This window comes from Phaeobacter sp. QD34_24 (assembly GCF_028890115.1).
Taxonomy (GTDB): domain Bacteria; phylum Pseudomonadota; class Alphaproteobacteria; order Rhodobacterales; family Rhodobacteraceae; genus Phycobacter.
This window is the reverse complement of sequence record NZ_JARCJD010000019.1, coordinates 49648-65487: the sequence shown is the minus strand read 5'-3', so window position 1 is coordinate 65487 and position 15840 is coordinate 49648. Positions and strand designations below refer to the sequence as shown.

12 protein-coding genes are annotated in these 15840 nt (G+C 63.0%); 8 read left to right on the top strand and 4 right to left on the bottom strand.

What is annotated here, in order from left to right; all coding sequences use genetic code 11:
- Positions 1-220 precede the first annotated feature (220 nt).
- Complete coding sequence (locus PXK07_RS15215) at positions 221-436, top strand: hypothetical protein (protein ID WP_274849196.1); 216 nt, start codon at positions 221-223, stop codon at positions 434-436.
- Between the two features lie 15 nt (positions 437-451).
- Here the strand turns inward: PXK07_RS15215 and PXK07_RS15210 are convergent, their stop codons facing one another.
- Positions 452-838: an MAPEG family protein gene (locus tag PXK07_RS15210; RefSeq protein ID WP_274849195.1), complete on the bottom strand. Its 387-nt coding sequence runs from the start codon at positions 836-838 to the stop codon at positions 452-454.
- Positions 839-1032: 194 nt separating this feature from the next.
- On the bottom strand, positions 1033-4476 hold the full coding sequence (locus PXK07_RS15205) for a pyruvate carboxylase (RefSeq protein WP_274849194.1): 3444 nt from the start codon (positions 4474-4476) through the stop codon (positions 1033-1035).
- 454 nt (positions 4477-4930) lie between these two features.
- Here PXK07_RS15205 and PXK07_RS15200 point away from each other — a divergent pair, with 454 nt between their 5' ends.
- Complete coding sequence (locus tag PXK07_RS15200; RefSeq protein ID WP_274849193.1) at positions 4931-5365, top strand: BLUF domain-containing protein; 435 nt, start codon at positions 4931-4933, stop codon at positions 5363-5365.
- A 20-nt stretch (positions 5366-5385) separates the two neighbouring features.
- Here PXK07_RS15200 and PXK07_RS15195 read toward each other — a convergent pair whose 3' ends face one another.
- On the bottom strand, positions 5386-6561 hold the full coding sequence (locus PXK07_RS15195; protein ID WP_274849192.1) for an alpha-hydroxy acid oxidase: 1176 nt from the start codon (positions 6559-6561) through the stop codon (positions 5386-5388).
- 181 nt (positions 6562-6742) lie between these two features.
- Between PXK07_RS15195 and PXK07_RS15190 the strand changes: the two genes are divergently transcribed.
- The gene (locus PXK07_RS15190) at positions 6743-9097 is read left to right on the top strand and encodes an ATP-dependent helicase (RefSeq protein WP_274849191.1); all 2355 of its coding nucleotides are present in this window, start codon (positions 6743-6745) and stop codon (positions 9095-9097) included.
- 589 nt (positions 9098-9686) lie between these two features.
- Here the strand turns inward: PXK07_RS15190 and PXK07_RS15185 are convergent.
- Positions 9687-9905, bottom strand: a complete 219-nt coding sequence (locus PXK07_RS15185) for a DUF1127 domain-containing protein (protein WP_274849190.1) — start codon at positions 9903-9905, stop codon at positions 9687-9689.
- Between the two features lie 327 nt (positions 9906-10232).
- Here PXK07_RS15185 and PXK07_RS15180 point away from each other — a divergent pair, with 327 nt between their 5' ends.
- The 5 genes from PXK07_RS15180 (at position 10233) to PXK07_RS15160 (ending at position 15821) form a co-directional block, all read left to right on the top strand.
- Positions 10233-11306, top strand: a complete 1074-nt coding sequence (locus tag PXK07_RS15180) for an Mrp/NBP35 family ATP-binding protein (RefSeq protein ID WP_274849186.1) — start codon at positions 10233-10235, stop codon at positions 11304-11306.
- Positions 11307-12178: 872 nt separating this feature from the next.
- Positions 12179-12685, top strand: coding sequence for a division/cell wall cluster transcriptional repressor MraZ (mraZ, locus tag PXK07_RS15175; RefSeq protein WP_274849185.1), 507 nt, complete (start codon positions 12179-12181; stop codon positions 12683-12685).
- A 3-nt stretch (positions 12686-12688) separates the two neighbouring features.
- Positions 12689-13681: a 16S rRNA (cytosine(1402)-N(4))-methyltransferase RsmH gene (rsmH, locus tag PXK07_RS15170; RefSeq protein ID WP_274849184.1), complete on the top strand. Its 993-nt coding sequence runs from the start codon at positions 12689-12691 to the stop codon at positions 13679-13681.
- Positions 13678-14040 (top strand): cell division protein FtsL, encoded by a 363-nt coding sequence (gene ftsL, locus PXK07_RS15165; protein ID WP_274849183.1) that lies wholly within the window; start codon positions 13678-13680, stop codon positions 14038-14040. The genes rsmH and ftsL overlap by 4 nt, the downstream gene beginning before the upstream one ends.
- Positions 14037-15821 carry a peptidoglycan D,D-transpeptidase FtsI family protein gene (locus tag PXK07_RS15160; RefSeq protein WP_274849182.1) on the top strand — a complete coding sequence of 595 codons (1785 nt, stop codon included), beginning with the start codon at positions 14037-14039 and terminating at the stop codon, positions 15819-15821. Before ftsL ends, PXK07_RS15160 begins: the two co-directional genes overlap by 4 nt.
- Positions 15822-15840: the final 19 nt, after the last annotated feature.

The window sequence follows — 15840 nt, the reverse complement described above, 5'->3', positions numbered from 1 at the left end:
GGCGATTCGAACGCCCGACCCTAACCTTGGCAAGGTTATGCTCTACCCCTGAGCTACGCCCGCGCTGCCATTCGGTGAGCGGTGAGATATTCATTCTGCCGCAGCGCTGCAAGTGAAAAAATACCCGGCAATGGAATTTTCCACAGATTTCTGCGACGGAACCTCGGCCCTCCTGCGTACATTCAGCAAAGACAAACAAGACCGGGAGGCACGTCCCCGTATGAAACCCCGCAGGAAACCACTCGACTATGCCCGCATGGGCGCCTTGATCGCGGCGATTGTTCTGGCCAAGGCTCTGGTCCCCGATGCCACCGGCGACGCGCCCAGCAGGCAGGCTGGACCGCTCCTGTCGCAGCCTGCGCCGGTCTATGTGAAGACCATCCGCGACGTCCTCACTGACCCGCTGTCCGAAGCCGCTCCGTGGTCTGACGTCTGACGCCCAGGCGGCGCATCACAGCAACGCATGTGCCAGAAGGCCAAGGCCCGCCGCCAGCACCATCACCAGGTTCAGCACGATGCCCAGCTGCCGCAGGATCAGGATCTGCGGGCGTCGGGTGAAACCGATCGCATGCATCAGGCGCCCGCCAATCAGCATCGCCCCAAGGGCATGCAGGGCCAGCGTCGGCGCCCCCTGATTTTCCACCGCGGCCATCAGGATCAGCCCGATCGGAACGTATTCGACAAAGTTCCCCTGCGCGCGGATGGCGACCAGAACGGCACGATTGTCGCCATCCCCGATCGAGACCTTGTGCTTGATCCGCTGCCTGCTGACCCCCAGCGTCAGGTAGACAAACATCAGCGCCGCAGCGCCCGCATAAAGAGACGTGATTGCAAACATCGGCATTTCCTCCCGGTTTTCCCGCCAAATCCAATAAGTTCGTTTTTGGAACTTATTGGATAGCAAGCTTTCGACGCATTGAAACCCGCAACGGGTGCAAGTTCCTGCAACGTCATGCGGGATTGGAGAAGGCAAAAAAAAGGCGCCGCTCTGGTTTGGAGGGCGCCCTTTCATGGTGGTTTTGGGGTTGGAGCTTATTCCAGCTCGATCAAAAGATCCTTGGCGTCGATCTGGCCACCGGCGTGCACATGCAGGGCCTTCACCACCGCGTCGCGTTCGGCGTGGAGGCCGGTTTCCATCTTCATCGCCTCGATGGTCAGCAGCAGATCGCCTTCGTGCACTTGCTGGCCCACCTGCACCGCGACCGAGGCGACGACGCCCGGCATCGGCGCGCCGATGTGGTCGGGGTTGCCGACCTCGGCCTTGGGACGCGCGGCGGTGGTGGATTTCACCAGCCGGTTGGGCACCCGGATCACCCGGGGTTGGCCGTTCAGTTCGAAGAAGACCTTCACCTCGCCGTTTTCATCCGTCTCGCCGATGGCCTGCAGGCGGATCTCCAGCGTCTTGCCGGGGTCGATCTCGGCCGAGATCTCCTCGCCCGGTTCCATCCCGTAGAAGAAGGTCCGCGTCGGCAGGGTGCGTACCGGGCCGTATTCGCGGTGACGGCCCATGTAATCGAGGAAGACCTTGGGATACATCAGGTAGCCGTTCAGATCCTCGTCATCGACCGTCTTGCCTTCCAGCTGCTGCGACAGCTCGGTGCGGGTCGCTTCCAGGTCCACCGGCTCCAGATGCTTGCCGGGGCGTTCGAGGTTGGGTTTCTCGCCCTTCAGCACCTTGTCGACAATGCCAGCGGGGAAGCCGCCCGGAGGCTGGCCCAGGTTGCCGCGCATCATGTCGACGACCGAATCCGGGAAGGAGACCTCGGTTGCGGGATCTTCCACCTCGGCGCGGGTCAGGCCCTGGCTGACCATCATCAGCGCCATGTCGCCAACCACCTTGGAGGAGGGCGTCACCTTCACGATGTCACCGAACATCTGGTTCACATCGGCATAGGTATGGGCGACCTCGTGCCAGCGCTCCTCCAGCCCCAGGGAGCGCGCCTGCGCCTTGAGGTTGGTGAACTGGCCGCCCGGCATCTCGTGCAGGTAGACCTCGGACGCCGGGGCCTGCAGGCCGGCCTCGAAGGCGGCATATTGCGCGCGCACCTGTTCCCAGTAATCGCTGATCTCGCGGATCGAGGCGATGTCGAGCCCGGTGTCGCGGTCGGTGTTGCGCAGCCCTTCGACGATCGAGCCGAGGCAGGGCTGCGAGGTGCCGCCCGAGAAGGCGTCCATCGCCGCATCCACCGCATCGACGCCCGCATCGGCCGCCGCCAGGATGGTGGCGCCGGCGATGCCGCTGGTGTCATGAGTGTGGAAGTGGACCGGCAGGCCGACCTCTTCCTTCAGCGCCTTCACCAGTTGGCGCGCGGCGGCGGGTTTCAGAAGACCGGCCATGTCCTTCAAGCCCAGGATATGGGCGCCTGCGGCCTCCAGATCCTTGGCCATGCCGACATAGTACTTGAGGTCATACTTGGCGCGGTTCGGGTCCAGGATATCGCCGGTGTAGCAGATGGTGCCCTCGCAGATCTTGCCGCTCTCGACCACCGCATCCATGGCGACGCGCATGTTCTCGACCCAGTTCAGGCTGTCAAAGACGCGGAACACATCGACGCCGGTGGTGGCGGCCTGTTTCACGAAGGACTGCACCACATTGTCGGGGTAGTTGGTATAGCCCACCCCGTTGGAGGCGCGCAGCAGCATCTGGGTCATCAGGTTCGGCATCGCCTCGCGCAGGTCGCGCAGACGCTGCCAGGGGCATTCCTGCAGGAAGCGATAGGCCACGTCAAAAGTGGCACCGCCCCAGCATTCGACCGAGAACAGCTGGCTGAGGTTCTGCGCATAGGCGGGCGCCACCTTGATCATGTCGAGGCTGCGCATGCGGGTCGCCAAGAGAGACTGGTGCCCGTCGCGCATGGTGGTGTCGGTGAGCAGCAGCTGGCGCTGCGCCTTCATCCAGTCGGCCACCGCCTGCGCGCCCTTCTGCTCCAGAAGGTTGCGGGTGCCATAGGGCAGGGTGCCCGGCTCCACCTTTGGCGGGCGCGGATCCTTCAGGTCGGCCTTGGGCTCGGGGCGGCCTTCGGTTTCCGGGTGCCCGTTGACGCTGATATCGGCGATATAGGTCAGCACCTTGGTGCCGCGGTCCTGACGTTTGGCGAACTGGAACAGTTCGGGCGTCTCGTCGATGAACTTGGTGGTGTATTCATTGCTGAGGAAGGTCGGGTGCTTCAGCAGGTTCTCCACGAAGGCGATATTGGTGGAGACGCCGCGCACCCGGAATTCGCGCAAGGCGCGGTCCATGCGGGCAATCGCCTTTTCCGGGGTCGGCGCCCAGGCGGTCACCTTTGTCAGCAGGCTGTCGTAATAGCGGGTGATCACCCCGCCCGCATAGGCCGTGCCGCCATCCAGGCGAATGCCCATGCCGGTGGCCGAGCGATAGGCGGTGATACGGCCATAGTCGGGGATGAAGTTGTTGAGCGGATCCTCGGTGGTGACCCGGGTCTGCAGCGCATGACCGTTGAGACGGATCTCGGACTGGTCCGCCTTGCCGGTCGCCTCGGCCAGGGTCTTGCCCTCGGCGATCAGGATCTGCGCCTGCACGATGTCGATGCCGGTGACTTCCTCGGTGACGGTGTGTTCCACCTGCACGCGGGGGTTCACCTCGATGAAGTAGAAGTTGCCAGTCTCCATATCCATCAGGAATTCGACGGTGCCCGCGCATTCGTAGTTCACATGCTGGCAGATCCGGCGACCCAGGTCGCAGAGCTCCTCGCGCTGCGCGTCACTGAGGTAGGGGGCAGGCGCGCGTTCCACCACTTTCTGGTTGCGCCGCTGCACGGAACAATCCCGCTCCCACAGGTGGTAGATCTGCCCGTGCTTGTCGCCGAGGATCTGCACCTCCACGTGACGGGCGCGGGTGATCATCTTTTCGAGATAGCCTTCGCCATTGCCGAATGCGGCTTCGGCCTCGCGGCGGCCCTCAAGCACCTTCTCTTCCAGCTCGTCCTCGGACAGGATCGGACGCATGCCGCGCCCGCCACCGCCCCAGGAGGCCTTCAGCATCAACGGGTATCCGACCTCGGCCGCCTCAGCCTTGATGGCGGCCATGTCATCGCCCAGCACCTCGGTCGCGGGGATGACCGGCACGCCCGCCTCGACCGCCACGCGCCGCGCCGAGGCCTTGTCCCCCAGCGCGCGCATGGTCTCGGCCTTGGGACCGATGAAGGTGATGCCGTTGCGGGCGCAGGCATCGACGAAATCGGGGTTTTCCGACAACAGGCCATAGCCCGGATGGATCGCATCGGCGCCGCTCTCCTTGGCGACGCGGATGATCTCGTCGATCGAGAGATAGGCCGCCACCGGCCCAAGACCCTCGCCGATCCGGTAGGCCTCATCCGCCTTGAAGCGGTGCAGCCCCAGCTTGTCCTCCTCGGCATAGACCGCAACGGTCCTCTTGCCCATTTCATTCGCAGCCCGCATCACACGGATCGCAATCTCGCCGCGGTTGGCTATCAGGATCTTCTTGAAGTCGGTCATATCTTCCCCCGAGGTCAGTCTGTCTGGCGATGTGTTAGGCGCATCTTGGCGTCGGGTATACCCGTAGTTCTGGGTATTCGGCAGCATGATTGCGCTCTCATTTTGCATGATAGCGCCCTCATTTTCCAAAAGGCGCCGTCGGCGGCAAAAACTCGGCACCGCAAATTCCTGTACACGGTCGGGTTGCCGGAGATTCGCGCGGTGCTCCTCACATGTTGCCAAACCCCAGGGCCGAAGATCCGCGCCTTTGGTCTGAGACGCGGTGCCGGAGGTATGCTCAAACCACCGCCCGGATAGCGGGGTATCCTTTTGAACCTTCGGTCCGGTCGGCTCATATCCCGAAGCGCAAACCCGAAGGGGGAGATGTCCTGTATACCTTTGCATGCCGCCTGGCGGGCGCAACTCCCGGCAGAGCGTCGGACAGGGAGAGGCCTTTTACCGGAAAGGAGCCAACATGCACAGGATCGTCTATTTCAGCCATATGGCCCGGAAAATGACCGCAAGAGAGGTTGCGGGGATCGTCGATTTGTCCCGCACCAACAACGCCCGCGACGGGTTGACCGGTCTTCTGCTGTATCACGGGTCCTGTTTCTTCCAGGTGCTGGAAGGTGGCGCGGATAAGCTGGCGCTGCGCTATCAGAAAATTGCCGAGGATCCGCGCCATGCGAACCTGCGGGTGGTGCAGAGCGAGGCGGCCGAATTTCGGGCCTTTCCCGATTGGCGCATGGGGTTGCTGACGCCCGAGCAACTGCCGGTCCTGGCGCGCGACAGCGTCTTTTCGCTGCGCGAGCTGTTCCCGATGAACAGCGAGGCCCGCGGCGACGATGTCACGGTCCGCCGGTTGGTGCGGGATTTCCTCGCCAGCTTTCAGTCAATCCAGGCGGCCTGAGCCATTTACGCCAGCCATCGTCATGTCAGATGGTGTCGGGGTAGATCCCTGATCTGAGCCAATGTGCTCAGCCCCATCTGCCCCATGTTCGCCTCAAGATCCTTGCGCAGGATATCGATCAGATGATCGGGACCCTTCGTGCCCAGTGCTGCCAGCGCATAGTGGAAGGCACGGCCGAACATCACGAAATCAGCGCCAAGCGCCAGGGCGCGCAGGATATCCAGCCCGCCTTCGACGCCGCTGTCAAAGATCAGCGGCAGGTCGGTTACGGCGCGGATTTCCGGCAGAACCTCGATGGCGGCGGGGCAGCCGTCGAACTGGCGTCCGGCGTGGTTTGAGACCCACAGCGCATCGACGCCGATCTGCTGCAGCGGTTCCGCGTCCTCGGGGCGCATCACGCCCTTGATGACGAAGGGCCCATCCCAATTGTCCCGTAGCCAGCGCGCGTAGTCCCAATCCGGAGAGGTCCGCAAAAGATAGCCGATATGGGCGGTGGACGACAGGCCCTGACCGGTAGTCTCGGCCGTGTATTTGTCGAGCGTGCGCATATGGGGCATGCCGCCCTCGTGCCGGTGTTGGCGCGCCATGCCCATGGCCCAGGCCGGGCGCATCGCCACCTGCGCCAACAGGCGCGGCGTCAGCCGTGGCGGCTGGGTCAGGCCCGATCGCGTCTGTCGTTCCCGGCGCGAGGCGACGGGCACATCCACCGTCAGAACCAGCACCTTGAAGCCCGCATCCCGCGCCCGCGCCAGCATGTCCCTGCGGATGCCTTCGTCCTTGGGCGGGTACAGCTGGTACCAGGCCTGCGGTCCGAGGTGCGGCGCCAGATCTTCGGGCGCCTGGCTGGCCACGGTCGACAGGCTGTAGGGAATGCCATTGCGCGCGCCGCAGCGGGCCAGGTGGCCTTCGGCATCGGGCCAGATCAGCCCCGACATGCCCACCGGCGCAATGCCAAAGGGCAGGGGCAGTCTCTCTCCGAACAGCTCAGTCGACAGATCTATGTCCAGCGGTCCATGCAGGATCGAGGGCAGAAAGCCGATCCGATCAAGGGCCGCGCGGTTGCGCGCCTTGGTGGCCTCAACCCCGGTGGCGCTGTCCAGGTACTCCCAGACGAACCGCGGCAGGCGCCGCTCGGCCCGGCTGCGCAGGTCGGACAGGCCGGGATAATGCGAGTGCAGATCTTGATGCGATGTCATGGGCGCATCATTGCCGCTTTGCCGTTGGAGTCTAGCGGAAACGTTGCGCTACTGGGGGCCGTCGTTGGGATGGGCAGCGGCGTTCAGCGTCGTGACACCTGGGTGCGGGGCAAAAAGATGATGCGAACAGAGTGTGAACGTCCTCTTTCCTGCAGGGGTGAATCACGCTAGGATCACGCCCATGAGCAGTTTCGATGAAATGGACGCCTTCGAGGGCGCCTCCCTCTCCGCCCGCGCCATGGCTGCGCGCCCGAAACCCTATCTGGAGGGGCTGAACCCGGCCCAGCGGGAGGCGGTGGAATGTCTGGATGGTCCGGTGCTGATGTTGGCGGGGGCCGGCACCGGCAAGACCAAGGCGCTGACCACACGGATCGTGCACCTTCTGACGCTGGGCCAGGCGCGCCCGAACGAAATCCTGGCGGTGACCTTCACCAACAAGGCCGCGCGCGAGATGAAGGAACGGGTGGGGCGGATGCTGGGCCAGCCCGCCGAGGGCATGCCCTGGCTCGGGACCTTCCATTCGATCTGCGTCAAGCTGCTGCGCCGCCATGCGGAACTGGCGGGGCTGAAGTCGAATTTCACCATTCTGGACACGGATGATCAGATCCGCCTGTTGAAACAACTGATCCAGGCGGCGGGGATCGACGACAAACGCTGGCCCGCGCGAATGCTGGCGGGGATCATCGACGACTGGAAGAACCGCGCGCTGACGCCGGAAAAGGTGCCTGCCGCAGATGCCAGCGCCTATAACCATCGCGGCACCGAGTTCTACGCCCAGTACCAGACCCGCCTGAAGGAACTGAACGCCGTCGATTTCGGTGATCTGCTTCTGCATATGGTGACGATCTTCCAGAACCATCCGGACGTTCTGGCCCAATACCAGCGCTGGTTCCGTTACATCATGGTGGACGAATATCAGGATACCAACGTGGCGCAGTATATGTGGCTGCGGCTGCTTGCTGCGGGGCACAAGAATATCTGCTGCGTCGGCGATGATGATCAGTCGATCTACGGCTGGCGCGGCGCCGAGGTGGGCAATATTCTGCGGTTTGAAAAGGATTTTCCCGGCGCCAAGGTGGTGCGGCTGGAACAGAACTACCGTTCGACCGAACATATCCTCGCGGCGGCCTCTGGCGTGATCCGGGGCAATGCGGGGCGTCTGGGCAAGGAGCTGTGGACCGATGCGACGGGCGGCGAGAAGGTGCGCCTGATCGGTCATTGGGATGGCGAGGAAGAAGCACGCTGGATCGGCGAAGAGATCGAATCCATGCAGCGTGGCACCCGCGGTCAGGCGCCTGTGGATCTGAACAATATGGCGATTCTGGTTCGCGCCTCCCATCAGATGCGCGCCTTCGAGGACCGCTTTCTGACTATCGGTCTGCCCTACCGGGTGATCGGCGGTCCGCGATTCTACGAGCGGCTCGAGATTCGCGATGCCATGGCCTATTTCCGCCTCGTGGTCTCGCCTGAGGATGATCTGGCCTTTGAACGCATCGTCAACACGCCGAAACGCGGCCTGGGCGACAAGGCGCAGCAGAAGATCCAGGTGATCGCCCGTGAGAATGGCGTATCCCTGCTGGAAGGCGCCCGTCTGGCCGTCGAAAGCGGTGAGATCAAGGGCAAGGGCGGTGCGGCGCTGCGCCAACTGGTCGAGGATCTGCGCCGTTGGAGCCGGATGACGGGTGATGCCGACATCAGCCATATGGAACTGGCCGAGATCGTGCTTGATGAGAGCGGCTACACCACCATGTGGCAGATGGACAAGAACCCGGACAGCCCGGGTCGCCTTGAAAACCTCAAGGAACTGGTGAAGGCGCTGGAGAATTTCGAGAACCTGCAGGGTTTCCTGGAACATGTCAGCCTGGTGATGGACAATGACAAGCAGGATGCCGAGCAGAAGGTCAGTATCATGACCCTGCATGCGGCCAAGGGGCTGGAGTTCCCTGCGGTTTTCCTGCCCGGCTGGGAAGATGGTCTCTTTCCCTCGCAGCGGTCGATGGATGAAAGCGGTCTCAAGGGGCTCGAAGAGGAGCGCCGCCTTGCCTATGTGGGCATCACCCGCGCCGAGGAGATCTGCACGATCTCCTTTGCGGGCAACCGGCGGGTGTTCGGGCAATGGCAATCGCAGCTACCCTCGCGCTTTATCGATGAGTTGCCCGAGGAGCATGTGGAGGTGCTGACGCCGCCGGGGCTGTATGGTGGTGGTTACGGTGCCGCTGCCGGTGGCACCCAGGTGAAATCCCGCATCGATGACCGCGTGGCCCAGGCCGATGGCTATAATTCCCCGGGCTGGAAGCGCATGCAGGCGCGGGCAGGCGAACGCGGCCTGTCGCAGCCGCGCGAAAGTCGAACTCAGGTGATCGATCTGACCGCAAGCTCCAGCCATACTGTGGGAGAGCGGGTCTTTCACCAGAAGTTCGGCTATGGCGCCATCACCGGGATCGAGGGCGACAAGCTGGAAGTCGATTTTGACAAGGCGGGGATGAAGAAGGTGATTGCCAAATTCGTCACGGCCCATGACGACGTACCGTTCTGAGATAGTGATCTGAGGCAGAGGCGGTCGGATCGCTTTGCGATCCGATCCGGGCGCGGGGGCGCTGGCAGCTTTGCTGCCAGCGCCCCCGCGCCATTCCCCTGACGAGAACGACACGCGCAAAATCCACGCCTGCGGCAGAAGCGCTGGCGCGGAAATCTCTGTTCATGTCTCTGGAAAAGAAAACGGCGGTGCCAGGGAGGAGGAGAGGCACCGCCGTTCTTTGCAACATCCGGCCAAATGGGAGGAGGAGGCCCGATGTATCAACGTCCGGATTTGATCCCGGTATGAGGTGCGACGACACCAGGGAGGAGGAGAGGTGTCGCCGCTCTGAACAACATCCGGCCAAATGGGAGGAGGAGACCGGATGTATCAGATCCCGGGTTTGATCCCGGTATGAGGTGCGGCGACACCAGGGAGGAGGAGAGGTGCCGCCGCTCTGAACAACACCAGGTCAAATGGGAGGAGGAGACCCGGTGTATCAGATCCCGGGTTTGATCCCGGTATGGGGTGCGGTGACATCAGGGAGGAGGAAGATGTCACCGCGATTTACAGGCCCTTAAGGGAGGAGGAGAAAAGGACCTGATCTCGGTTATGCGTTTTCGTAGGCGGCCTGGAGGGCCAGGCGCTTGATCATCGAGCGGTTCAAGCCCAGGTCTGCCAGTTCACGGTTGGTCAGGGCAGACAGCTCGTTGATGGTTGCGCGATAGACGCGGTAGCGTGCGAATTTCACTTTCAACGCGTCCAGGAAGGCCAGACCGGTGTCTGCCAGGGTGCCCTTGTGGGCGGTGATGTGGTTTACTGCGGCCATCGGGCAGGTCCTCAGCTCTTGCTAGTTAGGTCAGTAGTTCTGTCGTTGCCTGTAAAGGCGTTTCTTGAACACCAATTTAAGGAAATGCTGCAGGTGCACAATCCCCAGACTCGGCATTTCTGCTATGCAGCATTTGCATGGGTCTTTTCCTGACGTGCTGGAATATGGCTGCAAAAATGGCCTATTTCCTTGGTGTTGCTTGAAAAATGGGCGCCTTGTGTCCGGCTGCGGCAGGGTGCCGTCACGGCAATTTCGCTTGGGCTGGGTGGGCGGAGCCTATATGCAGTGGAGGCTTCGGCCGGGGCAGGAAACAGAGGGAAGACTATAATGCCGGTGACACGTGATCAGATTCTTGCAGCACTTGAGCGTCTGGCCTTGCCGGATGGCGGAACGCTGGTGTCGCGGGACATGCTGCGTGCGCTCACCATTGACGGTGCTCAGGTTCGGTTTGTGATCGAAGCGCCAAGCCCGGCCATCGCCCAGCATATGGAACCCCTGCGCCGCGCGGCCGAAGCTGCGGTTCTGGCGTTGGAGGGCGTGGATACCGTCAGTGCCGCCTTGACGGCCCATGGGCCAGCCCAGGCCGGTCAGTCGGCACCCAGTCTTAAACTTGGGGGGCATCCAAAGCCGCAACAGGGGCCGATCAAGCCTGAGGGCGTGGCGCGCATTCTCGCTGTGGCCTCGGGCAAGGGCGGCGTCGGGAAATCCACCGTCAGTGCCAATCTTGCGGTGGCGCTGGCCCGGCAGGGTCGCAAGGTTGGCCTGCTGGATGCAGATATATATGGCCCCAGCCAGCCGCGCATGATGGGGGTGAGTGGGAAGCCCTCCAGCCCGGACGGCAAGCGGATCACCCCGCTTCAGGCCCATGGGGTCACGGTGATGTCCATCGGCCTGATGGTGGAAGAGGAAAAGGCGGTGATCTGGCGCGGTCCCATGTTGATGGGCGCGTTGCAGCAGATGCTGGGGCAGGTGGACTGGGGAGAGCTGGACGTGCTCATCGTGGATCTGCCGCCGGGCACCGGGGATGTGCAGCTGACGCTGTGCACTAAGGCAGAGCTCAGCGGGGCCATCGTGGTCAGCACGCCCCAGGATGTGGCGCTGCTGGATGCGCGCAAGGCGCTGAACATGTTCGAGCAGCTGAAGATCCCGGTTCTGGGGTTGATCGAGAACATGTCCTTTTTCACCTGTCCCGACTGCGGCGGAGAGCATCATATCTTCGGTCACGGCGGTGCCGCCGCCGAGGCCAAGCGCTTGGGCCTGCCGCTCTTGGGTATGCTGCCGATCGATCTGGAAACGCGGCTGGCTGCGGATGGCGGCACCCCGGTGGCGGCCGGTGAGGGCGCCATGGCGCAGGCTTATGGCCAGATCGCCGAGGGGCTGGTGCGCGGCGGCATGGCCTGAGCCGCGCCGTCCCGTCCCATACCGTCCCGTCCCGTTATTGAACCAGATATTGCGACCGGCCTGACCGCCTGCGTCCAGTGCGCGCGGTGCAGGCTGCGTGTCCCATGGGGCAGGCGCGTCTTTGTGCGGGGCGCCGCCTTCTGGGCGTGGTCTCGTTGCATGGCCTCGCCAGAGCGGTTTGCTGGGGCTTTGGGATGGTGTGGGATATCTCGGCCCATCACATTTGATCGGTCCGAGATCGCTCCATGGGAAAGCATGGGCGGCGCTGTCTTGATACTTGGCGATTCCGAATCACGGAGGCTCATCTCCGCGTGAATTCAGGTGTGGACTGACAGGATTCCGGCGGTCACCGGCGCCGAGCCTCGGAACATATCGTGAATATTATGTGGCAAAAAAAAGATGCTGAATTTTTTCTGGGAAACTATGGGTGCTCTAGGGGGAGATCGCGAACCACTAGATGTAGTTACAATCTGAAAAATACCCGCAATTTAAGCTGCATCATTTATAGAGGTTAATAGAGTCTTAACAAGAATTGCCCGTGTTAACCCGGATTCTCCCACGGTCTCGTGAAGAAACCTATTGCCGTACCCTGATTTCCCATAGTATCCCTTTTGTCATCGAACGAGAGCAAGGACGGGGCGCCAAACGACCCCAGGCAAAACAAGACAAGCAGGTTTCATACAGGCCTTCGCTTTCCTCGAACAAAGAGATCCGGCGCGCGGGCGAGCAGACATCCCCCCAGGTGGCGCGCGCAGTCGGACACCCCGCACGGCGGGACAAGGCGGCGGGTTGATCAGTGGCAGCAGATCAACCCGCCCCTTTTACTTTCGGGGGTCGGCACACCGCGAGGGACGCGAAAAAGGGACGATAATTTGGGCCGCAGGTTCAGAGGCGAAAGCCACCACAAGGTGGACAGCAAGGGGCGGGTGTCGATACCGGCCTCCTTTCGCCGTGTTCTGGAGGCAAGCGATCCCAACTGGCAGCAGACCGGAGACAACCCCGAATTGGTGATCGTCTACGGTGATGATCGCCGCAAGTTCCTTGAATGCTATACAATGGAAGCAATCGACGAGGTCGACGCCAAGATCGCGGCCCTGCCGCGCGGCTCGCGGGAGCGCAAGATCCTGGAGCGCATGTTCAACGGCCAATCCCTGCCCACCACGGTGGATGAGACCGGCCGCCTGGTCCTGCCCGCCAAGCTGCGTAACAAAATCGGGCTGGAGGGCGAGGCCTTTTTCATCGCCTCGGGCGATACGTTCCAGATCTGGAAGCCGCAGACCTATGAAGAGGTGGAGATGGCCGAAGCAGAGAAGCTGATGGCGGATCTGCCGGAGGACTTCGATCCGCTGCAATTCCTTGATGGCGCCGGGGGGCACTAAGGTATGACGACGGAGCAGCCCAATGTTTCCGGTCCCCATATTCCTGTTCTCCTGCGTCCGCTCTTGAAGGCGGTGGCCCCGGTCTCCGGGCGTTGGCTGGATGGCACTTTCGGTGCGGGTGGCTATACGCGGGCGCTGCTGGATGCAGGCGCCGATCAGGTGATCGCGGTGGATCGCGATCCGCTGGCCTTTGAATTGGCGAAATCCTGGGCCGATGATTACGGCGACCGGTTGGTGCAGCAGCAGGGTGTGTTCTCCCGCATGGACGAATATGCGGAAGGCCTTGATGGCGTGGTGCTGGATCTCGGGGTGTCCTCGATGCAGCTGGACCTGGCCGAACGTGGCTTTTCCTTCATGAAGGACGGCCCGCTTGATATGCGGATGTCGCAGGATGGTCCATCGGCGGCCGATCTGGTCGCGGAGCTGAGCGAGGAAGAGCTGGCCGATATCCTGTTTCATTATGGCGAGGAACGCGCCAGCCGCCGCATTGCCCGGGCCATCGTCAAGGCGCGGGCTGTTGAGCCGATCACCACCACGCTGCAACTGGCCGGGATCGTGGAATCCTGCCTGCCGCGCCCCAAGCCGGGGCAATCCCATCCCGCCACCCGCAGCTTTCAGGCGCTGCGTATCGCGGTGAATGCCGAATATGATGAGCTGTTCCAGGGGCTTCTGGCCGCCGAACGGGCGCTGAAACCCGGCGGTCTATTGGCTGTCGTGACCTTTCATTCGGTCGAGGATCGCATGGTCAAACGCTTTTTCCAGCACCGCGCGGGCAAGACCGGGCGCGCCAATCGCTATGCGCCCGAGATCGAAGAAGCCCCGGCGCAGTTCGAGATCGTCACCCGAAAGGCGGTGGGGCCGGATGAGCAGGAGCTTGCAGAGAATCCCCGCTCCCGCTCGGCCCGGCTCAGGGTGGGGCGGCGCACCGATGCGGCGCCGGTCGCGATCACGGCGCGGGAATTGGGCATGCCGCAGCTGAAGGAGGCGCGCAGATGAAAACGCTTTTGTACGCCGTCACCGCCCTGGCGGTCTTTGGCCTGGCCTTCTGGGCCTACCGCGAGAATTACGCCACCCAGCAGGTGCTGAAGGAAACCCGCGAGCTGCAGGGCCAGATCGGCGCCGCGCAGGTGCGTCTGGGGGTTCTGCGCGCCGAATGGGCCTATCTCAACCGTCCCGACCGGCTGATCGATCTGGCCGAGCTGAATTTTGCCAGCCTCGGTCTGTTGCCGCTGCGCCCGGACCAATTCGGTCGCGTGGACGAGGTGGCCTATCCGCGCGTCCCCGAGCTTGAAATCACCGATGGCGTCGATGTCTCGGGTCTCAATGCCACCTCCGGCGGGGGGGCGCAGCCATGATCCGCACGCCGCTGCGCCCTCTGGCCCGCATTCTGAACGCCCGTGCCAAGGGGCAGAACCCGGATGCGATCGAGCAGGAGAATATCCGCCTGCGCCACGAGGACATGCAGGCCAAGGCCCGTCAGCGCGCCGAAGGGCGCCTGCTGGTGCTGGGGATCTTCTTCCTTTGTGCCTATACGGCGGTGATCGGACGCATGGGCCTGCTTGCGACCTCGGAGCCAAGCGAACCTGTCGCCTCGGTTGCGGGCAGTGCCATCGCGGCGCAGCGGGCCGATATCGTGGACCGGAAGGGCCGGATCCTGGCGACCAATTTCGAAACCCATTCTCTTTATGCGCAGCCGCCGCAGATGATCGATCCGGAAGGCGCTGCCACGCGCCTGGCCGAGATATTCCCGGACCTGGATCGGGAACAATTGATCGAGGACTTCAACGGAAAGCGGAAGTTCCTGTGGATCAAGAAGAAAATCAGCCCCGAGCAGAAACAGGCGGTGCATGACATCGGCGATCCGGGGCTGTTGTTCGGCCCGCGCGAGATGCGTCTATATCCCAATGGCAGCGTGGCCGCCCATGTGCTGGGCGGCGCCGGTTTCGGCAAGGAAGGCGTTTCGGCGGCCGAGGTGATCGGTGTGGCCGGTGTTGAGAAGCATTATGATGCCTACCTGCGCGACCCCGGCAATGGGCACAGGCCCTTGCAGCTGTCGCTGGATCTGACCGTACAGGCCGCCGCCGAGCGGGTGCTGGATGGCGGCATGCAGCTGATGAATGCCAAGGGCGCCACCTCGATTCTGATGGATGTGCATACGGGCGAGGTGATCTCGGTGGTTTCGCTGCCGGATTTCGACCCCAACGAACGCCCGCGCCCGCCCACCACTGGCTTTGATCCCTCGGTCAGCCCGCTGTTCAACCGGGCGGTGCAGGGGGTCTATGAACTGGGCTCCACCTTCAAGATCTTCACCGCAGCCCAGGCGATGGATCTGGGGCTGGTGACGCCTGATACGGTGATCGACACCCGTGGCCCGCTGCGCTGGGGGAAGTTCTCGATCAAGGATTTCCGCAACTACGGCAACGAAATGACGGTGAGCGAGATCATCGAGAAATCCTCGAACATCGGCACCGCGCGGCTGGCGCAGCAGATCGGGGTGGCGCGGCAAAAGGACTTCCTGGCGCGCCTGGGCATGCTTGAACCGACCCCCTTCGAGATCGTCGAGGCCCGTGGCGGTCAGCCGCTCACGCCGAAGAACTGGTCCGAGCTGTCGGCCATGACGATCTCCTATGGTCACGGCATCTCCACCACGCCGATGCATCTTGCGGCAGGCTATGCGGCCATCGCCAATGGCGGCTTTCAGGTGAACCCCACGGTGCTGAAACAGCAGGGGCCGCAACATGGCGAGCGGGTGCTGTCGGATGAGGCCGCCAGGGCGGCGCGCACCATGCTGCGCCGGGTGGTGACCGAAGGCACCGCCAGCTTTGCCCGCGTTCCCGGCTACCAGGTGGGCGGCAAGACCGGCACCGCCGACAAGCCGAAGCCGCGCGGCGGCTATTATGAGGACAAGGTGATCGCCACTTTTGCCTCGATCTTCCCCTCGGATGATCCAAAATACGTGCTGGTTGTGACCCTGGATGAACCCTCGGTCATCGCTTACGACGAAGAGCGCCGCACCGCAGGCTGGACTGCGGTACCTGTTGCGGCCGAGATGGTGAAACGCATCGCGCCGCTGCTGGGGCTGCGTCCGCACATTGAACCCGCACCGCTGACTGATATAACCCTCACCTCGAACTGACCTGAGGCGAGGTGCCCCC